The following is a 24,612-nucleotide window of genomic DNA, read 5'->3' on the forward strand; positions in this document are numbered from 1 at the left end:
CGGGCCGAGACTGGCGCTTCAGAACTTGCCCGAAATCTGCACGTACCAGTTGCGCGGGCGCGCATACATTTTCTCGGCGTAGCCGAGCGTGCCGAGCGAGGCGTTGCCCTGGATGAGATAGCGCTCGTCGAACAGGTTCATCACGCCCGCCGAAAGCTTCAGTCCGCGCCGCGTGTCGGCGAGGGTCAGCGAGGCGTTGCCGACGAAATAGCCGTTCTCCTCGATGTCGGGGATGCTTCCGGTGATGAAGGTGATCTTCGAGGTGTAGCTGCCGTCGAACCGCGGCGTGAGCGTGTAATCATCGCTCACCGGAATCTCGTAACCGATCCCGAAGCTGCCCTGGAACGCCGGCGTGAACGGCAGGTCGTCGCTCGGGGTGACGGTCGCCGTCGCGCCGGGAACCGCGGTCACGCTCTTGATGGTGTCGTCGAGCGTGCTCATCGAGGCATCGAACTGAAAGCCCGAAGGCGAATGATAGCTCAGCTCCGCTTCGAGGCCCTTGATCCTCGCCTTGCCGGCGTTGAACAGCAGCGGCACCACGCCCTGGCGGAAGATCAGCTGGATGTTGTCGTAATCAGCGATGAAGGCGGCGGTGTTGAAGCGGAAATCGCCCCAGCTGAACTTGGCGCCGATCTCGTAGCTGTCGACGCGTTCCTCGTCGAAGGGAAGCGGCACGTTGCCCGGCGGCGCGGCATTGTAGCGGGTGTTGAACCCGCCCGACTTGAAGCTCCGCGCGTACGAGACATAGGTGCTCACCGCGTCCGACCAGGAATAGCGGACGCTCGCCGATCCGGTGAGCGCGGAGAAGCTGTCGCGGTAGGGGCGATGATAGAGGTACAGCGGCCCGCCCTCCGGGATCGCGAGCGTGGGCAGCGGGTTCGGGTCGGGGAGGGTCGACGGAAAGAGGTTCATCACCGTCCCGATGAACCGCTTCTTGTCCCGCGTGTACCGCAGGCCGCCGCTCACTTCGAACCCGTCGAACGGCGTTACCGACAACTCGCCGAACCCCGCGATCGAATCGGTCTTGAGGTCGGAGATCTGCAGGTCGCGCGACCCCGGCCCGCCGTTCAGCAGCGACGTGATGACCGGCGGCGACGGCGGGAAGGCAAGCGGGACCGTGGCGCGTTCGGTGGTCGACTCGGTGAAATAATAGGCCCCGACGATTCCGCTGACGATCCCGGATTCATATTGGAGCTGGAGCTCCTGGCTGAACTGGTCCGACGCGGCGCCGACATCGGTGGTGATCATCACGAACGGGGTGTTGTCCGCATCGCGAATGCCGCGCGACTGCGTGGAGCGATAGGCCGTGATCGACTTGAGCGTCAGGCTCTTGGCCAGGTTGGCCTCGACCGTGCCGGACACGCCCCAGACCTCGGACGTGCTCATCACCGGGGCGGTGCCGCCGTTGACGAAATCGCCCTTCGCCTGGAAATCATTGGCGCAGCGTGAATCGTTGATCAGCGGCACGTTGGGGGCCCCGAAGCGCGGATCGCCGGCCGCGATGGGCGCGAAGGGGATCTTTGCGCCGGGACAGCCCGCGGCGACGCTGACGATCGCGGCGACGGGCGCCTGCTCGTTGATGCCGGCGAACACGAACGGCGCGCCATGCTCGTCGCGCTTGGTATAATCCGCCCGCAGGTTGACCCGGAGGTCCGGGCTGGCTTCCCAATAGAGCGCGCCGTTCAGCGTGAAGCTGTTGTCGTCGCCGAGGTCCAGGCCGTCGAACGCTCGGATGACATAGCCGTCGCGCTTGCGGAAACCACCCGAAACGCGCGCGGCGGCGGTATCGCCGATCGGCACGTTGAGCGCGGCGAATCCTTCGTAGAGATTGTCCGAGCCGACGCGGAAGCGCGCGCTGCCGCCCAGCTTGCCCAGCTCGGGCTGCCGGGTGCGCACGAGGATGGCGCCGCCGATCGTGTTGCGGCCGAACAACGTCCCCTGGGGGCCCCGCAGCACTTCGACGCCTGCGATGTCGCCGAAGTCGATCGCGCCGCCGACCGCGCGGCCGACATAGACTTCGTCGATATAGATGCCGACGCCCGGATCCACCGCCGCGGTGGGATCCAGCTGGCCGACGCCGCGGATGAACACCACGGTCGAAGCGGAGTTGCCCGAAAGCTGGCCGGCGGGCTTGAACTGGAGGCTGGGCGTGATTCGCTCGAGATCCGAAGTCTGGGCGATCTGGCGAGTCTCGAGCGTGTCCGCGCTGAAGGCGGAGACGGCGATCGGCGTATCCTGGATCGATTCCTCGCGCCGGCGCGCAGTGACGATGATTTCCTCGCTCGTCGCCTCTTCGGCAGCGGGCGTCTGACTATCGTCTTGTGATGGCCGGGCTTGGGCCGGCGTCAGCGCCGCCAATGTCGCGGTGATGCCCAGCAAGCTGACGCGACCGAATAGAGTCCCTCCACGGTACCTCATCGCATATCCTCCCCTGATGACAGTTGCCGCTCGGGCGGCGCTTAATGTCCGGGGGGATAGTCACTCGACATTATGTTATTGTCAATAACAGTTATACGACATCGCTTATTGTAGGCGTCATCGTGAACCCGAATGTCTTTTGCAAGCGCTTGCATTTCGCGTCCTTGGAGCAAGCCGATTTTCGTGCGGGATGACCTGCGAGGACCTTCAGCAACGCCGCCGCCTTCGGGATAGCGTTGTCCCCGAGGCGCGGATTGGGTGGGGCTGCTAGTTGCGGGCCGTCGACATCGAGAAGGGACGTGCTTCCCTGCTGCTGCCCCAGGTTCGGTTTGGAAGCGCTTGCATGGTGAAACGCAGCTCGCCCCCCGCGCGAATCTCGGCGTCGGTGACGTAGCTGCGCGCCAGCGGCCTGCCGTTGAGCGTGACGCGGCCGACATAGGCATTCGCGTCGGAGAGCTTCTCGGCCACCACGGTGAATGCCTTGCCGCCGGGCAGATGGATCGTCGCGCGGTTCACGAAGGGGCGGCCGATGACATATTGGTTCGATCCCGGCGCCACCGGATAGAAGCCGAGCGACGTGAAGACGAGCCACGCCGACATCTGGCCGAGGTCGTCGTTGCCCGAGAGGCCATCGGGGGTTGGCTTGTACTGGCTCTCGACGATCTGCTTGAGCCGTGCCTGGGTCCGCCAGGGGGCGCCGGCATAGGCGTAGAGATAGGCGACGTGGTGGCTGGGCTCGTTGCCGTGGATGTACTGGCCGATCAGTCCGGCGATGTCCTCGGCGTGGCTGTAGTCGAGCTTCGACACGTCGTAATCGAACATCGCGTCGAGCTTCGCCACCGCCCTGGCATCGCCGCCGAGCAGCTTGAACAGCCCGGCCTGGTCCTGCGGCACGAACCAGGAATATTGCCACGCATTGCCCTCGGTATAGTCCGAGCCATAGTTGATCGCGGTGGGATCGAAAGGCTCGCGGAAGCTGCCGTCGGCCTTGCGCGCGCGCAGCCAGCCGCTCTTCGCGTCGAAGCTGTTGCGCCAATAGCCGGCGCGCTTCTCGAACGCCGCGGCGATATCGGCCTTGCCCATCGCCCGCGCCATCCGCGCGATCGCCCAGTCGTCATAGGCATATTCGACCGTCTTCGACGCCGCCTCGGGCTCGCGGTCGATCGGGACATAGCCGAGCGCCATGTAATCGCCGAGGCCGCCATAGGGCGGATAGGTCGCGCTCGAGAGCATCGCCTGGAGCGCCGCTTCGGCATCGAAGCCGCGGATGCCCTTGAGATAGGCGTCGGCGATCACCGGGGCGGCGTGGTAGCCGATCATCGTCCAGGTCTCGCGCCCGGCGAACTGCCAGACAGGCAGGATGCCATAGGGGCCGTAGCGCTGGCTCGCGACGAGCGACTGGACGACGTCGCTGGTGGTCTGCTCGGGCTGGATCAGCGTGAGCAGTGGATGCTCGGCGCGGAACGTATCCCAGAGCGAGAAGGTCGAGCGGAAGGTGAAACCCTCGGCCTTGTGCACCTGATCGTCGGGCCCGCGGTAGCGGCCGTCGGCGTCGCCCCACACGCTGGGAGCAAGGAGCGTGTGGTAGAGCGCGGTGTAGAGCGTCCGGCGCATCGGCGCCGGGGCGTCGATCTCGACCGCGCCGAGCGCGTCGCGCCACGCCGCCTCGGTCTTTGCACGGATTGCGTCGAACCCGCCCGCCTCGGCGTCGAGATTGGCGACCGCGCCGGCCTCGTCGACGCCCGAGAGCGCGACCTTCACTTCGAGCGGGCCCGCCAGCGCGCCGAAGTCGAGCCTCGCCTCGAGCGCGCGGCCGAGCTTCTCGGCCACCGCGTCGTCGCGGCCCGGGGCCTGGAAGCCCTTGTACTTCACTGCGGTGTCGCGATCGACGAAGCCGTGGCCGGCGAGCGGCGCCGAGAAGCGCATCGCGAAATAGAGCTTGCGCCCCGGCGCCCAGCCGCGCGTCTCGCGGAAGCCGGTGAGGGTGCCGTCGGGGAGCAGGTGCAGGCCCGACCAGAGGATCTTGCCGGGATAGTCGTAGAGCGACGAGCGCAGGTCGATCAGCAGATGCGCCGGCTTGCCCGCGGGGAAGGCATAGCGATGGATGCCGACGCGCGTGCCCGCGGTCAGCTCGGCGCGGATGCCGCTGTCGGCGAGCGTCACGGCATAATAGCCGGGGTGCGCGGTCTCGCTGGCATGGTCGAAGCGCGAGCGATAGCCCGAGCCGGGAACCTTGGGATCGCCCGGGTCCAGCTGCACCGCGTCACCCGCCTGGGGCATGACGAGCACGTCGCCCAGGTCCGAATGGCCGGCGCCGCTGAAATGGGTGTGGCTGAAGCCCTGGATCGTCGGATCCTCGTAGCGATAGCCCGCGGCATGGCTGTAGCAGGCGCGGATCTCGCAGGTCGCATCGGTGTCGGGCGAGAGCTGGACCATGCCGAAGGGCGCGGTGGCGCCGGGATAGGTATGGCCTTCGCCGCCGGTGCCGATCATCGGGTCGGCGGCGGCGATCGGTTCCGGCAGCGTCTGGGCGACGGCCTGGGCGGGGAGGGCGAAGGCGGCGAGGACGGTCAGGGCGAAGCGCATGCGCGGGTTAGAGCAGAGGCCCACGGTCATTGTCCAATGCCAACCGCTCCAATCTTCACCGCCCCAATCTTCGTCATCCCGGCGAAAGCCGGGACCCAGGAGTCACGAGCGACGTCCTGCTTGACCCTGGGTCCCGGCTTTCGCCGGGATGACGGTTTAATCGGAGATCAGCGCGTGTTGACCGCGAGCTGGTCGGCGAAGGCGCGCTGGTACGCCGGGCGCGCCTCGCCGCGAGCGACATAGGCGGCGAGGGTAGGAAATTCGTCGAGCAGGCCCGAGAGGCGGAGCCGCAGCAGTACCGAAACCATCATCAGGTCGCCTGCGCTGAAGTCGCCATCGAGCCATTCGGCGTCGCCCAGCCGCGCGGCGAGCTGCTTCAGCCGGTCGCGGATCCGGTCCATGACCAGGGGCAGGCGTTCGGCGGTCCAGGGCTTGTCGCCTTCGACGAACTTCGCGATCGTGAGATCGAGGATCGGCGGCTCGACGGTGTTGACTGCCGCGAACATCCAGCTGATCGCACGCGCCCGTGCGTCTCCCCCCTCCGGCAGCAGCCCCGGATGCTGCTCTGCGACGTGGAGGATGATCGCGCCGGTCTCGAAGAGCGCGAGGTGGCCTTCCTCATAGGTCGGGATCTGGCCGAAGGGATGAAACGCGAGGTGCGGGGGCTGCTTCATCGCCTGGAAGGAGACGAGCCGGACATCATAGGGCAGGCCAGCTTCCTCGAGCGCCCAGCGCACCCGCGTGTCGCGCGCGAGGCCCTTGCCGCCGTCGGGCGAGCGTTCGAACGCGGTGATCGTGATCGTCATGCCGCAAATCCTAGCCTCGGCGATATCCCGCCCCTAGCAAAATCGGGCGCCATCTGCTCCACGTCCGCGCATGACACCCGCCGCGCGTACCCAGGCCGCGATCGACCTGCTCGACGAGATCGTCGCCGCTGCCCGCGACCAGGGACCGGCCGCCGATGTGATCCTCGCGCGCGGGTTCGCGGCGCGGCGCTATGCGGGCTCGAAGGACCGGCGCGCGATCCGCGACCTCGTCTATGACACCATCCGGCTGTGCGGCGACCGGCCCTCGAGCGGGCGTGCGGCGATGCTCGCGCTGGCGGCCCAGCGCGAAGCCGTGCGCGAGAGCTTCGACGGATCGCCCTATGGCCCGGCACCGATTTCGCCGGGCGAGGACATCGCCGTCCCCGGCGTCGCGCCGGCGTGGCTGGTCGAGGCGCTTGCCGCTTCGGGGATCGCGGGCGAGGAGGCGAGGGCGCTGCTCGACCGCGCGCCGCTCGACATCCGGGTCAACCGGCTCAAGGCCGACCCCGCCGCGGTCGCCGCGCAATTCCCCGACGCGCAGACGGTGCCCGGCGCGCCCCAGGCGCTGCGGCTCGCGCCCGACACCGCGGTGGAGAAGCACCCGCTCTGGACCGAAGGTGCGATCGAGGTGCAGGACGCGGGCAGCCAGATCGTCACGCGTGCCGCACCGGTCGAGCGCGGCCAGCATGTGATCGACCTCTGCGCCGGCGGCGGCGGCAAGACGCTCGCGCTCGCCGCGGCGATGGCGGGGCACGGCTCGATCCTCGCCTGCGACGTCGACCGCGCGCGGCTTTCCCGCCTCATGCCGCGTGCCGAGCGGGCGGGGGTGGGCATCGTCGAGACGCGGCTGCTCGATCCCAATCGCGAGGCCGCGATGCTCGCCGACCAGATGGGCCGCGCCGACGTCGTGCTGGTCGACGCACCCTGCTCGGGCACCGGCACCTGGCGGCGCAACCCCGAGGCGCGCTGGCGGATCACTCCGGCGCGGATCGCGCGCTATGCCGAGACGCAGGCGCATATCCTCCGCGTCGCCGCCGGGCTGGTGCGGCCGGGCGGGGCACTGGTCCATATCGTCTGCTCGCTGCTCGAGGCCGAGGGCGCCGATCAGGTCGACGCCTTCCTCGCCGCGCATCCGGGCTGGGTCGCCGAGCCGCTGTCGCTCGGCGCTGGCAGCCCGCGCGGTGCCGGGCTTCGGCTCACCCCGTTCCGAGACTCGACCGACGGCTTTTTTGTCGCGAAGATGGTCCGGCCATGGTAGCGACGCGGGTTCCAGTCTCGGAGATGTTGATGCGGTTCACTGCGATTTCGGCCGCCGTCGCGCTGATGGTGCTCACGGTTTCCTCGGCGTTGAACGCACAGCGGCCCGACGACCAGATCGACGCCAAGTCGATCGCGCTGCTCCAGCAGGGCCGCGCCGCACAGACCGCGGGCAACCTCGACGGTGCGACCGACCTCTACGAGACGGCGCTCGCCGTCGATCCGCGCAACCGCCAGGCCTTTGTCGCGCTCGCCGAAGTCGCGCGCGCCAAGGGGCTGCCGGGCAAGGCGATCCGCTTCTACCAGGAAGCGCTGCTGCTCGAGCCCAACGACGTGAGCACGCTGCGCGGCCAGGGCGAAGCGATGATGGCCAAGGGCGCCGTCGAGAAGGCCAAGGAGAATCTCGCGAAGATCCAGGGCCTGTGCCGCAGCACCTGCCAGGACGCGACCGTCCTCGCCGCCGCGATCGCCAAGGGCCCGCCGGTTACCGCGACCGCCCAGGCGACGCCGCCCGAGACGCCTGAGACGGCGACCCCCGCCAAGCCCTGAGGCCGTTCAGCCCAGCTCGCGGGCGAGCGCGACGAACTCGGCGACGCTGACCGTCTCGGCACGCCGGCTGGTGTCGATGCCGAGCCGCTCGGCCGCTTCGACAGCGCCCGGCACGCCCTTCAGGCTCTGCCGCAGCATCTTGCGGCGCTGGCCGAACGCCGCGCCGGTGAGCGCCTCGATCCGCTCGACGCGCATGCCTTGGGGCGCCTCGCCGGGCGTGATGTGGACGATCGCCGACATCACCTTGGGCGGCGGGGTGAAGGCCGAGCGGTGGACGGTCATCGCGATGCGCGCCTCCGAGCGCCACTGCGCCAGCACCGCGAGCCGGCCATAGGCCTCGGTCCCCGGCGCGGCGACGATCCGCTCGGCGACTTCCTTCTGGAACATCAAGGTGAGGCTCGCCCACCAGGGCTGCCAGCCGCCGGTGAGCCAGCCGACGAGCAGCGCCGTGCCGACATTATAGGGCAGGTTGGCGACGATGTGCGGCCGCCCGGCGAAGAGCGAGGGCGCATCCACTTCCAGCGCATCGCCCTCGATCACCCGGAGCTGTCCGGGATAGGCCTCGGCGACTTCCTCGAGCGCCGGGATGCAGCGCCGGTCGCGCTCGACCGCGGTCACCTTCGCGCCCGCGCCCAGCAACGCCCGCGTGAGCCCGCCCGGGCCGGGGCCGACTTCGAACACTTCGGCGTCGCCCAGCTTCCCCGGCACCGCGGCGATGCGCGCGAGCAGTTGCGTATCGAACAGGAAATTCTGCCCCAGCGCCTTGCTGGCGGAGAGGCCGTATTTCCGGATGACGTCGCGGAGTGGCGGAAGCTCGGTCACGAATGCCCGGCGAGCGCCAGTTCGGCGCGGTGCTGCGCGGCGCTCGCCGCCATGCGGATCGCGGCGATCATCGCGCCGGGATTGGCCTCGTCGCGCCCGGCGATGCCGAAGGCGGTACCATGGTCGGGCGAGGTGCGTACGATCGGCAGGCCGAGCGTGATGTTCACGCCGTCGTCGAAATGGAGCGTCTTGAGCGGGATCAGCGCCTGGTCGTGGTAGAGGCACACTGCCGCGTCGTAGGTGGCGCGTGCGCGGGGGTGGAACATGCCGTCGGCGGCATAGGGGCCGACCGCGTCGATCCCTTCCTCGCGCAGCTGGGCGATCGCCGGCTCGAGCAGCTCGATCTCCTCGCGCCCGATCGCCCCGCCTTCGCCCGCGTGCGGGTTGAGCCCGGCGAAGGCGAGCCGCGGCTTCTCGATCCCGAAGTTGCGGTAGAGCCCGCGCGCCGTCACGCGCGCCTTGGCGAGGATCAGCTCGACCGAGAGCAAGGCCGCCACCTCGGCGAGCGCGACATGGACGGTGACGGGCACCACGCGCAGCGTCGGGCCCGCGAGCATCATCACCGTATTCTCGCGCGCGACGCCGCAGCGCTCGGCGACGAACTCGGTCTGGCCGGGGTAGGTGAAGCCGATACTGTAGAGCTGCGCCTTGGAGACCGGCCCGGTCACCAGCGCGCCCGCCGCGTCCGACCGCGCCAGCCCGGCGGCGAGCTCGAGCGACTGGAGCGCGTTGCGCGCGCCGTCGATGTCGGGCTTGCCCGGCACGATCTCGCCTGCGTCGGCGACGGCGACCACCGGCAATGCCCTGGCGAAGACCTGGCCGGCTTCGGAAGGGTCGTCGATCCGCTGGACCGGCCCGTCCCACACTGCTTCGATCGCGCGCGGATCGCCGACCGCGAAGAAGGGCGCGAGCGAATGGAGCTCGCGGGCCTTCCACGCCTTGGCGGCAATCTCGGGACCGACCCCGGCGGGGTCCCCCATGGCGACGGCGAGCGGCAGGATCATGTGCCGGCCGCTATGCCCGGTTCAACGATATTCCACAATCGCGTCGCGGCGCAGGTCGCGGAGCATGCGCTGCGCGCGCAAATTGGTGCGCTGCTCGGCGATCTGCTCGCCCAGCTGCTCGGCCGAGGGCAGGTTCGCCGCGGTGGGATCGTCGCGGCCGCAGAGCACGAGCACGCGCACGCCATCCTCCACCGAACCGAAGGGCTGGGTCGACTGGCCGACCTGGAGGCCCAGCACCATCTGCTGGAGCGGCCCCGGCAGCTCGCGGACCCTGATCGAATCATTGTCGACGACTTCGGCACCCAGCGTCCCGGCGACGCGCGCGGCATCGCCGCAGCCCTGCATCGTCTTGGTCGATTCGGCGAAGTTCGCCGCGAGCGTCTGCGCCTGTGCCTCGGTCGTGCCTTTGGCGAAGTGGATGGTAAGCTGCTTGAGCGCCAGCTTGGCGTCGCGCGGATCGGCCATCAGCACCTGGCGCTTGTCGGCCAGATACAGGATCGAGAAGCCCGTGGGCAGCTCGATCGGCCCGGCGACTTCGCCAACGTTCATCTTCTGGCCGACGACCGAGAGCTGGTCGGGCAGCATCGCGATGCGCACCCAGCCCAGATCGCCGCCGGTCGCCTTGGTCGAGGCTTCCGAATAGGTGCGCGCGAGATATTCGAACGGCGTGCCCTGCTTGAGCTGCTCGAGCATCCGCTGCTCGGCGGCGAAGACCTCGGAAGCGCGATCGGACGTCGCGTTCATGTAGATCTCGTAGAAGCGATACTCGTCGGTGCCCTTCGATTCCTGCAGGCGCTTGAGGATCGCGTTCACTTCCTCGTCGCTCACTTCGATCGAGACGCGGCGGCGGAGCAGGCGGCTCCAGGCGAGCTCGCCTTCGATCTGGCGCTTGATCGAGCGCTCAGACGAGCCGATCTGGCGCAGCCAGGTGCGCATCTGCTCGGGCGTGCGCTGGAAGCTGCGCGAGACGCGCGCGAAGCTGTTGTCGATGTCTTCCTTGGTGACGTCGATCTTGTCGGCCTTGGCTTCCTGGATCTGCAGCGTCTCGTCGATCAGCGAACGCAGCACCTGGAGGCGCAGACGATCCTTCTCGTCGGCCTGGAGGTTCGGGATGTTGTTGAGCGCGATCACCATCGCGACGCGCTGGTCGACGTCGGTGCCGGTAATCACCACGTCGTTCACGATCGCGGTGGGCTTGCGGATGTTGGGATCCTGCTTGCCGAAGATCTGGAGGTTCGCCGGCAGGTCGAGCCCGGCGGTGGGCGTCGTGTCGTCGGGCACCGTCTGTGCAACCGAAGCAGTGGTCAACGCGGCCAAGCCAAGCGCCAGCAACGTCTTGCGGCCCATGCGAGCCGCCTTCGCAACACCGATGTTCACCTGAACTTCTACCCTCATCCTGGCTGTGACTGCGCCGCTTAACCGCCAAATGTGCCTGAACCAAGGCTGTTCGGCGGTGATCCCCATTCCCCACGGGATGCGCGCGTCTCCGGCCCTCCACTCCCCCAGTGGGGCCCTGCTAGCACAAGCCGGACGCCTTTGGGAACCGTCGCAAATCACCTGAGATCGGTGCCGCTCAGAAGCCGAGGTTCTTGAATGCCAGGCTCAGGATGAAGCTGGAGCCGCGCTTCGCGTCGCCCGTGGTCTCGTAATCCTGCTTCCAGGTGAGACCGAGGCGGAGGCAGTCGTCCTCATAGGCGATGCCGAGCCGGTGACGCACGGGCGTGAAGCCGTCGGCGGTCGACAGCGGGTCTTCCTTCCTGTCGGTCAGGTCGATCAGCATCGAGCCCGAGACCGACCAGAAGCGCGCGATCTGGACGCGGCCGGCGATGCGTGCCTCCTCGCGATCGCGCAGGTCCTCGAGCGCGGGAGCGATGTTCCGGTCGAGCCTGAGATAGCCCATCGAGACATAGGTGCTGCGCGAGCCGAGCGTCATGTCGATCTCGTTGCGCCGTACCGCCAGGCTGTCCTTGTCGAGCCGATAGCGGTGGGTCAGCGAGACGAAGTCGCGGAAGCGGATGACGGTACGCCCGACGATGTCCGACACGCGCCCGTCGAGCCCGGTGCCCGCGGGCAGGATCGAGGGGCGCGACGACAGGCGATAGCTCTGCCCGACGTTCGCATCGACGGTGAAGCCCGAGAGGTAGAGCGAATAGTCGAGCCCCCAGGTGAAGCGCGTCGAATCCTCCCAGCGGTCGTAGCCGGGGAAGCGATTGAGCGCGAAGAGGTTCGAATCCTCGAGGTCGACCGCGCGGGCATCCTCGTTGGGCACGTCGAGATTGGCGATCCGCGGCGAGGCGACGATCTGGAAGCGCGGCGTGATCCGCTGGATGCCGCCGAACGCGGGACCGACCAGCGGCCATTTCATGTCGAGCGCCAGCGCGCCGATCGCGCGGGCGTGGAAGCCGGGATCGCCGCGATAGCTCACCACCGTCGTCGAGGCGACGTCCGACGCATGATAGAGGTCGCCGCGGCCATAGGCCGTGAGCGTGATCTCCTGGCCCCAGGACGTCAGCTTGCGCAGGTCCCATTTGAACGAGGCGAAGGCGCGCTGCGAATCCTCGCCGTTGGTGCGGCCGATCGCGAGCGTGTTGACCTCGAGCTCGATGCGGCCGCCGATCAGCCCTTCGTTGAGGCGGCGGCGATAGTCGATCTCGGGCAGCGCGATCGGCTGCGCGCCCTGGCTCTCGCCGAGCCGCAGCGTCTGCACCGCCCAGCCGTTGATGCTGAGGTAGCTGTCCTCGTCGATCCGCTCGACGCGGAGGTTGTTGCGCAGCCGATCGTCGCGCGAAATGTCGTAGCGGCGCAGGAAGGTGCGGTCGCTCGCGACGCGGATCGAGCCGCTGACGCTCCAATAAGGGTCGAGCTGGTAGCGCCCGACCGCGTCGATATAGCCGCGGAAGGCCTCGTTCGAATTGGCCGCGGTGATCGGCGCGAGCAGGTCGTCCGAGCGGCGGCTGTAGGTGCCGTAGGCGGTCACCTGGAAGGCGCCGAGGCTGTTCAGCTCGCGATATTGCGCCTCCATCATCGGCAGCACCGAGGAATAGATGTGGGGCGTGACGGTGAGGTCGCGATTGGGCGCGAAGCTGAAGAAATAGGGCAGCGCGAACTGCACGCCGTTGGTGCGGTTGTAGCGCAGGTCGGGGAGCAGCAGGCCGCTGCCGCTCACCCCGCCGACCGGGTGCGAGAGCGCGGGCATCGGCACGGTCGCGAAGCCGAACACCGAGATGCGCGCGCCGGTGTAGCGGATGCGGTGGATGTTGGGGTTGTAGACCACCTTGTTGGCGGTGATCTTCCACGATGGCTCCTTGGGGCAGCCGTCCGAACCCGTCACCGAGCAGGGCGTGTAGGCGGCGTCGTAGACGGTGATCACCCCGTCCTGGCGATAGCCGCGCTTTGCCGCGATGCGCCCGCCTGCGTCGAGCACCACCAGCATGTTCTGCACCACACCGTCGCGCAGCGTGTCGGTCAGCTCGATCCGGTCGCCATAGGCCGCGTCGCCGCCCGGATTGACGATGACGATGTTGCCCTCGGCGACAACCTGGCCGGTCTTGCGGTCCCAGGTGACCTTGTCGGCGCGCAGCTTGTCGCTGCGGCGATAGAGGCGGACATTGCCCGTCGCGATGACCACGTCATGGTCATAGTCATAGTCGAGCTGGTCGGCGGTGAAGTCGATCTGGTCGGCGTCGGCATCCTCGGGCGCGGATGCGTCGACGGCATTGGGATTGGGTGGCGGCAGCGGGGTACCGCGGTCGCGCAACGCATCGGTGCCGATCGGCGATTCGGGCGGAGAAGTGGTCTGGGCGGCCGCGGGCGAGTCGGGCGCAGCGGTGCCTTCCTGCGCGCGCGCTTCGGCTGCGACCAGGAGCGCGAGGGCGCTCGTGAGCAGCAGAGCCTTGCGCGTCGTTACCAGTCCCACTCGTTTTCCACCCTGCGCACATGGCCGCCGAACGCCGCCCTATCGCACTCATGGCGCCCCATCGCAACGCCGCGTGGTTGCGGCAACGCACGGGCGCGCTAACAGGGTGCAATGCAGGTCGACTTCTACCATCTGACGCTGCGCCCGCTCGATCGCGTGCTGCCGCAAATCGCCGAAAAGGTGCTGGCGAGCGGTGGGCGGCTGCTGGTCGTCGCCGGCGAGGCCGAAGCGCGGGCGCGGCTCGACCAACTGCTCTGGAGCTACGCGCCCGAGAGCTTCCTGCCGCACGGCCAGGCCGGCGGCGCCGCGGATGCGCTCCAGCCGGTGCTGATCGCAGGCGACGCAGCGGCGGCGAACGGGGCGCGCAACGTCGCGCTGGCGGATGGGGTGTGGCGCGAGGAGGCCCTGGGATTCGACCGCGCCTTCCACTTTTTCGGCGAGGAGCGTGTCGTCGAGGCGCGTGCTGCGTGGAAGGCGCTTGCCGGTCGCGAAGGGGTCGAGCGGCGCTATTGGAAGCAGAACGACGCGGGCCGCTGGGAACAGGCCGCTTAGGACCTCCCTGGGTGCTTGCAAAGAAAAGGCGGCGCGACTAGGAGGCCGCGACTTTCCGCAACGCAAAAAACAGGAGCCGCACGGCCATGGCCGCGACCCGGACCTTTTCGATCATCAAGCCCGACGCCACGCGCCGCAACCTGACCGGCGCGGTCACCAAGATGCTGGAGGAGGCCGGCCTGCGCGTCGTCGCCTCGAAGCGCATCCTGATGAGCAAGGAGCAGGCCGAGGGCTTCTACGGCGTCCACAAGGAGCGCCCCTTCTTCAACGACCTCGTGTCGTTCATGACCTCGGGCCCGGTCGTGGTCCAGGTGCTCGAGGGCGAGAACGCCGTGCAGCGCAACCGCGACATCATGGGCGCGACCAACCCGGCCAACGCCGAGCCCGGCACGATCCGCAAGGAACTGGCTGAATCGATCGAAGCGAACTCGGTCCACGGCTCGGACTCGGACGAGAATGCGGCGATCGAGATCGCCTTCTTCTTCAAGCCGGAAGAGCTGGTCGGCTGAGGCCGGCCGCGCTTTAGCTCAACCAATCAACCGTCATCCCGGCGAACGCCGGGACCCAGGGCAGCGAGCCGTGTCGCTTGTGACTCCTGGGTCCCGGCTTTCGCCGGGATGACGGCGTTTTGGGCGGATGGGGGACGGGCTCAGGCGTGACGCGGCAGCGTGATCGTCGCCACCAGCCCGCCGCCTTCGCGCGGCGCCAGTCGGATGTCGCCCCGCGCATCGCGGACGATCGCGCGGGCCAGCGCCAGGCCCAGCCCGGTGCCCCCGGTCTCGCGGTTGCGCGAGGTCTCGAGCCGCGTGAACGGATCGAACACCGCCTCGTATTTCTCGGGCGGAATGCCCGGGCCGCGGTCGGCGACTTCGATCGCCACCAGCTGATCGCCCGGGACCAGCCGCACCTCGGCGCCGCCGCCGTATTTCACGGCGTTCTCGATCAGGTTGCGCACCGCCCGGCGCATCAGCGACGGGCGCAGCCGCATCGTCAGCCGCGGCGCTTCTTCGAACTCGACATTCGCCTCGAGGTCGCGAAAATCCTCGACCACCGCGTCGATCAGCGACGACAGGTCGACGTCGGTCGGCGGTTCGCTCGGGCGGCCCAGCCGGGCGAGCGACAGGATGTCGTCGAGCGTGCGGTTCATCTCGTCGATCGTGTCCGCCATCCGGTTGCGGTCCTCATCGTCCTCGACCGACTCGATCCGCACGCGCAGCGCCGCCAGCGGCGTGCGCAGGTCGTGGCCGATCGCGCCGAGCATCCGGTCCTTCTCGTCGAGCATCGCGTTCACGCGGAGGCCAAGCGCATTATACGCCGCGATCACCGCACGGACGTCGCCGGGCCCGCGCTCCTCGACCGGCTGGCCGCCGTCGCCCGGCGTGAACTGGCCCGCCGCCTGGGCGAGCTGGCGCAGCGGCCGCGAGATGCGCCGCCCCGCCCAGAGCACCGGCAGCAGCACGACGATGTAGAGGATCAGCGTCTGCGCGAGCAGCTGGAAGATCAGCACGCGCTCGGCGCGCGGCCAGGCGGCGCGGAGCATCAGCCAGCGGCCGTCCTGCAGCTGCGCGGCGACCTGCAGCTCGGCGCCGAAGCGGCGCAACCGGTCGGCGCGCAGCTGCGGCATCTTCTTGAGCATCGGCTCGTCGGGCGAGATCTCGCGGATGCTCGCGACGACCTGCTTGGCGGGAAAGCCCGCCTCGCGGAGGCCGTCGGCGATCTCCTGCTCGACGTCGGCGCGCCGCAGCGCCGTCGCGGCGATCGGATTGGTCGGCATGAGCTGGACGCGCATGCGCGGATCGAACAGCCCCGGACCTCGCGGACGCGGTCCACGGGCGCCATCGCGCGAAGACGGCGGACCGGGGCGTGCCGCCGCGGGCGTATTGTCCGCGTCCGGCGGAGGGCTGCCCCAGAACGGCCGGTCGAAGCCGCCGCGCATGAACCCGCCGTCGGCCGGATCGCCGCCCTGCGCGAGCCGCTCCGAGGCGTCGACGAGCCGCGTCACCGTCGGCACGATCACCTGTGCCGAGCGCGCGGCGCGCCGTTCGTTGAGCAGCAGCGCGAAGTTGATCGCCTGCGCGACGAACAGCGCCGCCGCGACGAGCAGCGCGATCTGGCCGGGCAGGCTCTGCGGAGCGAGGCGGCGAAGCTTCAAAGGCGAGTCACCTCGGTGGCGAGCGTATAGCCGCCGCCCCACACGGTCTTGATGATCGCCGGGTTCTTGGGATCCGGCTCGATCTTCTTGCGGAGCCGGCTGACCTGGTTATCGATCGCGCGGTCGAACGCGGCGGCCTCGCGGCCCTGAGTGAGGTCGAGCAGCTGGTCGCGGGTGAGCACCTGGCGCGGGCGCGTCACCAGCGCGTGGAGCAGGTTGTACTCGCCGGTCGAGAGCGGGAGCGAGACGCCGTCACGGTCGACCAGCGCGCGCTCGCCGGTCTTGAGCACCCAGCCGGAGAAGGCGAAGCTGCCGCTCTCGGGCGCGTGCTGGCGCGAGCCGCCGCCCGCCGACATGCGGCGCAGCACCACCTTGATCCGCGCGGCGAGCTCGCGCGGGCTGAACGGCTTCACGACATAATCGTCGGCGCCCATCTCGAGCCCGACGATCCGGTCGGTCTCCTCGCTGCGCGCGGTGAGCAGGATGACCGGCGTCTCGCTGGTCTCGCGGATGTGGCGGCAGAGGCTGAGCCCGTCCTCGCCGGGCATCATGATGTCGAGCACCACCAGGTCGATCGCATAGGCGGTGAGGCGCGCGCGGGCGCCCTCGGCGTCGCCGGCCTGAGTCACGCGAAAGCCCTGGCGCGTCAGATATTGGGCCAGCGGCTCGCGGATCGAGCGCTCGTCGTCGACGAGCAGGAGGTGGGGGGTATCGGACATGGGGGACAAGGGTAGCGATTTGATCAGCTTAAGGAAGTGCCGGGCGGCTGAGGAGGCCAAGCCGCCCGGCATTCCAGCCGGCTATTGGTTGGGGGAGCCGGCCGGAGGGGGAGGGGGACCATCCTCGTCGCCCGGCGGCGGCGGCGGGGGCGGTCCATGGCGTCGGCCGCCGAAGCCCCCAGGACCGCCAGGTCCGCCGGGGCCGCGCATGGCCATCATATTCTCGCGGACGAGGTCGCGCTCGGCCTTGTCCACCTTGCCGTCGCCGTTGCGGTCGACGAAGTCGAAGAGCTTGAGGGCACGGGCCTCCATCGCGTCGAGCGTGACGTCGCCGTCGCGCATCCCGCGATCGCCCACGGCGGCCCTTACGCGCTCGGCGCGCATCGCCTGGAACGCCGCCTGGCGCTCCTCGGGCGAGATCTTGCCGTCGTGGTTGGTGTCCATCTTCGCGAAGCGGCGCGCGACGTCGGCGAGCAGTTCGTCCCGGGTGACGACGCCGTCCTTGTTGGCGTCAGCGCGCAGCAGCGGGTCGCGCATCATATGGCCGGGACCGCCCGGCGGCGGCGGGCCGTCCTCGGGCGCCGTCTGCGCGAAGGCGATGCCTCCGGCGAGCAGCGTGGCCGCGAGCGCGGCGGACAGGATCGTCTTCCTCATGGGCTTCCAGGCTCCCTGGTGCGGCGGACCAGGGCCTGGCCCGCCGCTGGAAGCCTTCTGCACCCGCGCTGTCGCAGGCGTGTGTCATCGTTCCGGCGACTATGTCGCAATTTGTCGCAGGCGGAACGGACTTCAGCCGGCGGGCTGCGCCTCCGCCTCGACCGCGTGGACGCGCGGTACGACCTTGAGCGCGACCAGCAGCAGGGCGACGAACACCAGCACCGCCGCCAGCGCGAAGTTGCCGCCGGTGAAGCCATGTTCCGCGCCGCCGGCGAGCGCCTGGCCCATCGCCAGCGGCGAGAGGATCCAGGCGATGCTCGACAGGCTCTGCATGCCGCCCATCAGCGCGCCCTGGTGCGACGCGTCGGTGAGCTTGGAGAGCAGCGCGTTCATCGACGGGAAGACCAGTCCCTGGAGCGCGGCGAGGACGATGATCGTGAAGATCATCCAAGTCTCGCGCGCGAAGACATAGGCGAGGAAGGCGAGCCCGCCCGCGAGCATGCCGATCACCACGGTGCGCTCCTCGCCCCAGCGCTTGATCGCGCGGCCGGTGACGAGCATCTGCGCCAGCGCCATCGCCGCGCCCGAGGCCGCGAGCGACCCGGCGATCATCCGCTCGTCCCAATGGAGCGCGATCTCGGCCCAATAGGCCCAGGTGGCGGGATAGACCATGTGCGCGAACTGCCAGAGGAACGCCGCGGCGAGCAGCCACTTCGCCTGGCCGGCGTGGCGCAACGGCTCGAACGCGCCGAAGAGGTTGGCCTTGCGCCACTCGAACGGGCGGCGCGTCTCTGCCTTCATCGTCTCGGGCAGCAGGAAGAAGATCCACGCCGCGTTGAGCAGCGCGAGCGCTGCCGCCGCTGCGAAGGGCGCGCGCGGGCCGAGGAAGGAAAGCAGCCCGCCCAGCGCCGGCCCGAGCACGAAGCCTACCCCGAACGCCGCGCCCATCAGCCCGAAGACCTCGCCGCGTTTCTCGGGCGGGGTCACGTCGGCCAGCACGGCGTTGGCCGGGCCGTAGGTCGCGCCGGCGATCCCGGCGATCACGCGGCCGACGAACAGCCAGGCGATCGTCGGCGCGGCGGCCTGGAAGGCATAGTCGGCGGCGAAGGCGAGCATCGAGAAGAGCAGCACCGGCCGCCGCCCGACGCTGTCGCCCAGGCTGCCGAGCACCGGCGCCGCGACGAACTGCGCGAGCGAGAAGGCGGTTAGCATATAGGTGCCCATCCGGGTGACGTCGGGCAGGCTCTCGTGCGTCAGCGTCTGGATCAGCTTGGGGAGCACCGGCAGCACGATGCCGAAGCCGATCGAATCGATCAGCACCGCGGCGAGCACGATCGGGACGGCGCGATGGTGGAATTTCATGCGCCCGCCACCTGCGAAGAGTCACAAGAGTCACGACCCTTCGCGCGCGCGCGACCCCAAACGTCACAAGAGTCACGACCCGTCGCCGTCACGCGGCTGCACCCACATCTCTCCAGGACTTGCCCAGTCATCGCACCCCCTTGCGGCGAATCGGAACGATTCGGGAACATTGCACGCGGATGCAGATTAGGACAGCCCCTTTCCGTCCATTTCCACAGTACCCATCCCGCTTGACGCGCGACGCGCCATACCGCAGTTTCGAATCCAATCAGAACAGATGCACGCAGGAGAGGCCATGGCCACCGCACCCGAGATCGACGCCCCCAAGGAGACGCTCGACGCCTTCCGGACCGAGGTCCGCGCCTGGCTCGTCGCCAATTTCCCGCCGTCGCTCAAGGGCAAGGACGACCCGATGTCCGCGGTCGAGGCGCCCAAGCCGCTCAGCGACGAGGAACAGGCCTGGAAAGCGGCGATGGGCGCGAAGGGCTGGGGCGTGCCGAGCTGGCCCAGGGAGTATGGCGGCGGCGGGCTCAATCGCGCGGAAGTGCGCGTGCTGCAGGAGGAGATGGCGCGCGCCGGCGCCTGGAACCCGATCGGCGGGATGGGCGTGATGATGTTCGGCCCGACGCTGCTCGAATATGGCAGCGAGGAACAGAAGCGCGAGCACATCCCCGCGATCGCCCGCGGCGAGGTTCGCTGGTGCCAGGGCTATTCGGAGCCGGGCGCGGGATCGGACCTCGCGAGCCTCCAGACCTTCGCCGAGGACCATGGGGATCATTACATCGTCAACGGCCAGAAGACCTGGACCAGCGGCGGTCAATGGGCCGACAAATGCTTCGCGCTGGTGCGTACCGACAAGACGAAGAAGCATGAAGGCATCACCTTCGTGCTGATCGACATGGACACGCCCGGCGTCGAAGTGAAGCCGATCCGGCTGATCTCGGGCAGCTCGCCCTTCTGCGAGACCTTCTTCACCGACGTGAAGGTGCCCAAGGCCAATCGCGTGGGCGCCGAGGGGCAGGGCTGGACGATCGGCAAGCGGCTGCTCCAGCACGAGCGCAACAGCCTCTCGGGCGGCGGCTCGGCGGCGGGGCGGCTGTTCGCGGCGGGCAAGCCGGTGTCGGAGATCGCCAAGGCCTATGTCGGCGTCGACGCGGAGGGGCGGATCGCCGATGCCGACCTGCGCACGCGGATCATCCGCCACGACATGGACATTCGCGCCTTCATGCTGACGCTGCGCCGCGCGGCCGCGGAGGCCAGGTCGAACCAGGGGCCCTCGGCGGCGACGTCGATCATGAAGAACGTCGGCTCGCGGATCATCCAGGAGCGCTCCGAGCTGATCCTCGAGATCCGCGGCATGGCCGGGCTAGGCTGGGAAGGCGAGGGCTTCAGCGAAGCCGAGCTCGCCGACACGCGCGCCTGGCTCTTCGGCAAGGCCGTGACGATCTACGGCGGATCGAGCGAGATCCAGAACAATGTGATCGCCAAGCGCATCCTGGGGATGCTGGATCACCAATAGCCGACCCCAATAGCCAGGCGCCACCCCGGCGAAAGCCGGGGCCCAGGGCCACAAGCGGCGTCGCCCGGGACTCTGGATCCCGGCTTTCGCCGGGATGACGAAAGACAGAAGAATGGCAGTCCTCACCGAAGAACAGACGATGCTGCGCGACATGGCGCGCGAATGGGCGGACCATGAATCTCCGGTCACCGCCTTCCGGCGCATGCGCGACGCGGGCGCCGCCGCGGGCTATGACGCCGACAGCTGGCAGGCGCAGGCCGCGCTCGGCTGGGCGGGGATCCTCGTCCCCGAGACGCATGGCGGCGCGGGGCTCGACTTCCAGTCGCTCGGCGTCGTGCTCGAGCAGCTCGGCCGGACGCTGACCGCGACGCCGCTCGCCGCCAGCTCGCTCGCCGCGAGCGCGATCCTGATGGGCGGCTCCGAGGCGCAGCAGGCCGAATGGCTCCCCAGGATCGCGAGCGGCGAGCTGGTCGCGACGCTGGCGATCGACGAAGGCTCGCGCTTCGCCCCCGACAATATCGCCACCGCCGTCACGGGCACCCGCGTCACCGGCACCAAGGCGTTCGTCGCCGAGGGCGACAGCGCCGGGCTGTTCGTGGTGGCGACCACCGACGGGCTCTGGCTGGTGGCCGCGGGCGACGGCGTGACCGTCTCGCAGCGCCACCTCGCCGATGCGCGCAGCCACGCGCAAGTCAGCTTCGAGGGCGCGGCGGGCGAGAAGCTGGGCGCGGGCCCCGCCGACCTGCTCACGCGCATCACCGATCGCGCCGCGGCGCTGGCCGGCGCCGAGATGCTCGGCATGGCGGAAGCGGCGTTTGCGCAGACCAACGACTATCTCAAGACGCGCGTCCAGTTCGGCCAGCTGCTCGCGAGCTTCCAGGCACTCCAGCACCGCATGGCGAAGATGCTCACCGAGCTCGAGCTGATGCGCTCGGCGGTGGAAGGCGCGTTCGAGGCGATCGATGCGGGGCGGCCCGACGCCAGCGTCGCGGCGAGCCTCGCCAAGGCCGTGGCGGGCGAGACGCTCAAGCTCGTCTCGGGCGAGATGGTCCAGCTCCACGGCGGCATCGGCATGACCGACGAGCATGACGCGGGCTTCTACCTCAAGCGCGCGCGTGTGCTCGAGACGCTGTGGGGCAGTGCCGCCTGGCACCGCGAGCGTTTCGCGCGGTTGAGCGGCTATTGAGGCGACCCGCCTAACTCCAGGACCAAACACCGTCATCCCGGCGAAAGCCGGGACCCAGGGCCACGGGCAATGACTTTGCTGCCCTGGGTCCCGGTTTTCGCCGGGATGACGAATTATGGGGTTACGCGCGAAAGCGAACAAATACCGCAATGCAGCACCAAATCGGTTCGATGATGGTAGCGCTACCATCGACAATGGACCTGTTTCGAAAATCGCGTCTGGCCGCCGCGGTCCTATGACTTTTGCGCAACACCCGCAGCTTTCCTCGTGGTTTCCTGCGCCTTCTGCTTGACGGGCGCCCGGGAATTTGAGTTATTCGAGGATAGGGTATGGAACCGACAAGCGTTCCAGCCATGGTGGGAGACGGATGGATGAAAGCCTCTATGATGCTGGCCGCAGTCGCGGCACCGGCGCTCGTGATCGCGCTGGCGGTGCCCGCGCATGCGCAAGGCACTGCCCCTGACGCTTCGGCGCAGGACGACCAGGCCCCCAGCAACGACGAGATCGTGGTGACCGCGCAGGGCCGCGCGCAGGTGCTCGCCGACGTGCCGCTCGCGGTCTCGGCAGTAAGCGAGCAACAGCTCTCGCTCACCGGCGCGAGCGACATCCGCCAGCTCAACCAGCTCGCGCCGTCGCTGCTCGTCTCCTCGACCGGCAGCGAAGCCAATGGCTCCGCCCGCATCCGCGGCATCGGCACGGTGGGCGACAACCCCGGCCTCGAAAGCTCGGTCGCGGTGTTCATCGACGGCGTCTACCGCTCGCGCTCGGGCATTGGGCTGAGCGAACTGGGCGAGATCGAGCGCGTCGAAGTGCTGCGCGGGCCGCAGGGCACGCTGTTCGGCCGCAACGCCTCGGCGGGCATCCTCAACATCGTTTCGAAGAAGCCGTCGTTCGAGTTCGGCGGCAACGTCGAGGCGACCTATGGCAATTACGACTATATCCGCCTGGCCGGCGCGGTGAACGTGCCGCTGGGGGAGACGGTCGCGGGCCGCGTCGACGCCACCTTCGTGCGCCGCGACGGCTTCTACCACGACGTCACCAACGACACCGACATCAACGACCGCAACCGCTATTTCGTCCGCGCGCAATTGCTGTTCGAGCCGAACAGCGACCTGAGCGTGCGGATCATCGGCGACTATACGCACCGCGACGAGACCTGCTGCGGCGCGACCTTCGTCGACAATTCGGTCAACCCCTATATCGGCAACCTCAACGAGGTCGCCTCGCCGATCTCGTCGACGACGGGCAACAACATCGTCAACGTGCTGCGCGACCTCGGCCAGCCGCTTGCCGCGCTGCACCAGGGCTATGACCGCACGCTCTACGTGTCGAAGGGCCGCAGCTACGACGGCGTGACCGAGGACAAGGGGATCTCGGCCGAGGTCGACTGGAACATCGGCGGCGCGAACCTGACGTCGATCACCGCCTACCGCGACTATGACAGCGACCAGGGATCGGACACCGACTATTCTGCGGTCGACATCCTCTACCGCAAGGCCGACGGCAATTCGGCGCGGCGCTTCAAGACGTTCAGCCAGGAACTCCGCCTCCAGGGCACGACCTTCGGCGACAAGCTCGACTGGCTGGTCGGCGCCTATTACGCCAACGAGGACCTGACGGTCACCGACAATTTGCGCTTCGGCACGCAATATGGCCGGTTCGCGACGTGCCGCATCGTCTCGGGCGGCGGCCTCGCGGCGCTCTATTCACCGACCTCGGCAGGCTGCCTCGCGGCGCGACCGGCGCTGTTCGGCGCGGCGACGGCGCTGGTCTATAACGGCTTCGACACGCTCGACGGCGTCAACGACAAGGGCTCGACGCTCGACGTCTACAAGCAGAACAGCCGCAACTATGCGTTCTTCACGCACAACATCTTCCATGTGACGAGCAACGTCGATCTTACCGTGGGCGTGCGCTACACCAACGAGCGCAAGAAGTTCAACGCGACCTTCGGCAACGACAACACCGCCTGCGTCGCGCTGCAGAATTCGCTGGGCAGCTTCCTCACCAACGCGCAACTCGGGGCGGTGGCCGGCGGCCTGATCGGCCTGGGCTGCCAGGGCAACGCCACCTCGGAGCTCAACGGCGTCTCGATCCACGACCAGCGCAGCGAGCACAAGTTCACCGGCACCGGCATCCTCTCGTTCAAGCCGACCGACGACCTGATGCTCTACGGCAGCTGGTCGCGCGGCTACAAGGCGGGCGGGTTCAACCTCGATCGCTCGGCGCTCAAGTCGCCGCTGGTCTCGTTCGCGTCGGTGGGCGGAGCGCAGGCGGTGGTGAAGAACCTCCAGTTCGATCCGGAGATCGTCACCTCGATCGAGTTCGGCGCCAAATATTCGCGCGGGCCGCTCAACATCTCGGTCGCGGCGTTCCAGGAGGATTTCCGTAACTTCCAGCTCAACACCTTCAACGGCAGCGTGTTCATCGTCCAGACGATCAACGGCTGCACGTCGAGCCTGAACGGCGCCGACCGCGACACCAGCGCGGCCACCGGCGCGTGCGCGGCGGGCGACGTCGGCTGGGGCGTGCGCTCGCGCGGCGTCGAGGTCGAGGCGAGCCTGGTCCCCGCGCGCGACTTCCGCGTGAACCTGGGCCTGACCTATTCGAACACGCGCTACCGCGACGATCTCGTCGGCAACAAGTCGGGCGCCGCGCTCGATCCGGCGCTGCGCAAGCTGCCGGGCGACAATCTGTCGAACGCGCCCGAAGTGGTGGTGACCGCGTCGGCGGCGTGGACGCCCGAGCTCGGCAGCTCGGGGCTCTCGGGGCTGTTCTACGTCGATAGCCGCCTGACCGACGACTATAACACCGGCTCGGACCTGTTCCCGCAGAAGGAGCAGGACAGCTATGTGCTGGTCAACGGCCGCATCGGCATCCGCGGGCCCGATCAGAAATGGGCGGTGGAGTTCTGGGCGCAGAACCTGTTCAACAAGGATTATGCCCAGGTGGCGTTCAACACGCCCTTCCAGGCGGGCACCACCGCGGCGCCCTTCACCGACCCGCAATATCCGGGCGGGCGCCAGCTTTTCTCGCAATATCTCGCCGAGCCGAGAACCTATGGCATCACGGGGCGTTTCCGCTTCTGATGGGATAACAGGCAGGGTGAC

Annotated in this window: 18 protein-coding genes; 7 read left to right on the forward strand and 11 right to left on the reverse strand. The window is 68.7% G+C overall.

The genetic code is table 11. The annotated features are described in order from the left end of the window. Positions 1-18 precede the first annotated feature (18 nt). The 3 genes from J7495_RS02845 to J7495_RS02855 form a co-directional block, all read right to left on the reverse strand. On the reverse strand, positions 19-2,418 hold the full coding sequence (locus J7495_RS02845; RefSeq protein ID WP_294054565.1) for a TonB-dependent receptor: 2,400 nt from the start codon (positions 2,416-2,418) through the stop codon (positions 19-21). A gap of 267 nt (positions 2,419-2,685) precedes the next feature. Then, positions 2,686-5,004, reverse strand: a complete 2,319-nt coding sequence (locus tag J7495_RS02850) for a GH92 family glycosyl hydrolase (RefSeq protein ID WP_294054566.1) — start codon at positions 5,002-5,004, stop codon at positions 2,686-2,688. A 167-nt stretch (positions 5,005-5,171) separates the two neighbouring features. Beyond that, positions 5,172-5,810 (reverse strand): glutathione S-transferase family protein, encoded by a 639-nt coding sequence (locus tag J7495_RS02855; RefSeq protein ID WP_294054567.1) that lies wholly within the window; start codon positions 5,808-5,810, stop codon positions 5,172-5,174. Between the two features lie 70 nt (positions 5,811-5,880). Between J7495_RS02855 and J7495_RS02860 the strand changes: the two genes are divergently transcribed. Beyond that, positions 5,881-7,068, forward strand: coding sequence for an RsmB/NOP family class I SAM-dependent RNA methyltransferase (locus J7495_RS02860; RefSeq protein ID WP_294054568.1), 1,188 nt, complete (start codon positions 5,881-5,883; stop codon positions 7,066-7,068). A 29-nt stretch (positions 7,069-7,097) separates the two neighbouring features. Further along, complete coding sequence (locus J7495_RS02865; protein WP_294054569.1) at positions 7,098-7,616, forward strand: tetratricopeptide repeat protein; 519 nt, start codon at positions 7,098-7,100, stop codon at positions 7,614-7,616. A gap of 6 nt (positions 7,617-7,622) precedes the next feature. On the opposite strand, the gene rsmA is transcribed toward J7495_RS02865, so the two are convergent. The 4 genes from rsmA to lptD all read right to left on the reverse strand — a co-directional run bounded on the left by rsmA (position 7,623) and on the right by lptD (position 13,178). Then, entirely contained in the window at positions 7,623-8,438 is an 816-nt protein-coding gene (gene rsmA / locus J7495_RS02870) for a 16S rRNA (adenine(1518)-N(6)/adenine(1519)-N(6))-dimethyltransferase RsmA (protein WP_294054570.1), read from the reverse strand. Further along, on the reverse strand, positions 8,435-9,442 hold the full coding sequence (pdxA, locus tag J7495_RS02875) for a 4-hydroxythreonine-4-phosphate dehydrogenase PdxA (RefSeq protein ID WP_294054571.1): 1,008 nt from the start codon (positions 9,440-9,442) through the stop codon (positions 8,435-8,437). The genes rsmA and pdxA overlap by 4 nt, the downstream gene beginning before the upstream one ends. Before the next feature lie 21 nt (positions 9,443-9,463). Beyond that, positions 9,464-10,789 carry a peptidylprolyl isomerase gene (locus J7495_RS02880; RefSeq protein ID WP_294054572.1) on the reverse strand — a complete coding sequence of 442 codons (1,326 nt, stop codon included), beginning with the start codon at positions 10,787-10,789 and terminating at the stop codon, positions 9,464-9,466. 226 nt (positions 10,790-11,015) lie between these two features. Further along, positions 11,016-13,178 carry an LPS assembly protein LptD gene (gene lptD / locus J7495_RS02885; RefSeq protein WP_294054771.1) on the reverse strand — a complete coding sequence of 721 codons (2,163 nt, stop codon included), beginning with the start codon at positions 13,176-13,178 and terminating at the stop codon, positions 11,016-11,018. 291 nt (positions 13,179-13,469) lie between these two features. Here lptD and J7495_RS02890 point away from each other — a divergent pair, with 291 nt between their 5' ends. After that, a complete protein-coding gene (locus tag J7495_RS02890; RefSeq protein WP_294054573.1) occupies positions 13,470-13,910 on the forward strand; it encodes a DNA polymerase III subunit chi in 441 nt (146 codons plus the stop codon). Positions 13,911-13,996: 86 nt separating this feature from the next. Then, on the forward strand, positions 13,997-14,419 hold the full coding sequence (gene ndk / locus J7495_RS02895) for a nucleoside-diphosphate kinase (protein ID WP_294054574.1): 423 nt from the start codon (positions 13,997-13,999) through the stop codon (positions 14,417-14,419). Between the two features lie 140 nt (positions 14,420-14,559). Here ndk and J7495_RS02900 read toward each other — a convergent pair whose 3' ends face one another. The 4 genes from J7495_RS02900 to J7495_RS02915 all read right to left on the reverse strand — a co-directional run bounded on the left by J7495_RS02900 (position 14,560) and on the right by J7495_RS02915 (position 18,797). Further along, on the reverse strand, positions 14,560-16,062 hold the full coding sequence (locus J7495_RS02900; RefSeq protein ID WP_294054575.1) for a HAMP domain-containing sensor histidine kinase: 1,503 nt from the start codon (positions 16,060-16,062) through the stop codon (positions 14,560-14,562). Beyond that, positions 16,059-16,781, reverse strand: a complete 723-nt coding sequence (locus tag J7495_RS02905; protein WP_294054576.1) for a response regulator — start codon at positions 16,779-16,781, stop codon at positions 16,059-16,061. Before J7495_RS02905 ends, J7495_RS02900 begins: the two co-directional genes overlap by 4 nt. Before the next feature lie 81 nt (positions 16,782-16,862). Next, positions 16,863-17,435 (reverse strand): ca2+ sensor protein, encoded by a 573-nt coding sequence (locus tag J7495_RS02910; protein ID WP_294054577.1) that lies wholly within the window; start codon positions 17,433-17,435, stop codon positions 16,863-16,865. A gap of 132 nt (positions 17,436-17,567) precedes the next feature. Then, positions 17,568-18,797: an MFS transporter gene (locus tag J7495_RS02915; protein ID WP_294054578.1), complete on the reverse strand. Its 1,230-nt coding sequence runs from the start codon at positions 18,795-18,797 to the stop codon at positions 17,568-17,570. A 295-nt stretch (positions 18,798-19,092) separates the two neighbouring features. Between J7495_RS02915 and J7495_RS02920 the strand changes: the two genes are divergently transcribed. The 3 genes from J7495_RS02920 (at position 19,093) to J7495_RS02930 (ending at position 24,591) form a co-directional block, all read left to right on the forward strand. Continuing rightward, positions 19,093-20,316: an acyl-CoA dehydrogenase family protein gene (locus J7495_RS02920; RefSeq protein WP_294054579.1), complete on the forward strand. Its 1,224-nt coding sequence runs from the start codon at positions 19,093-19,095 to the stop codon at positions 20,314-20,316. 112 nt (positions 20,317-20,428) lie between these two features. Next, the gene (locus J7495_RS02925; RefSeq protein WP_294054580.1) at positions 20,429-21,502 is read left to right on the forward strand and encodes an acyl-CoA dehydrogenase family protein; all 1,074 of its coding nucleotides are present in this window, start codon (positions 20,429-20,431) and stop codon (positions 21,500-21,502) included. 383 nt (positions 21,503-21,885) lie between these two features. Continuing rightward, the gene (locus tag J7495_RS02930) at positions 21,886-24,591 is read left to right on the forward strand and encodes a TonB-dependent receptor (protein ID WP_294054581.1); all 2,706 of its coding nucleotides are present in this window, start codon (positions 21,886-21,888) and stop codon (positions 24,589-24,591) included. Positions 24,592-24,612: the final 21 nt, after the last annotated feature.

The sequence above is a fragment of the Sphingomonas sp. genome (assembly GCF_017745215.1).
Taxonomy (GTDB): Bacteria; Pseudomonadota; Alphaproteobacteria; order Sphingomonadales; family Sphingomonadaceae; genus Sphingomonas.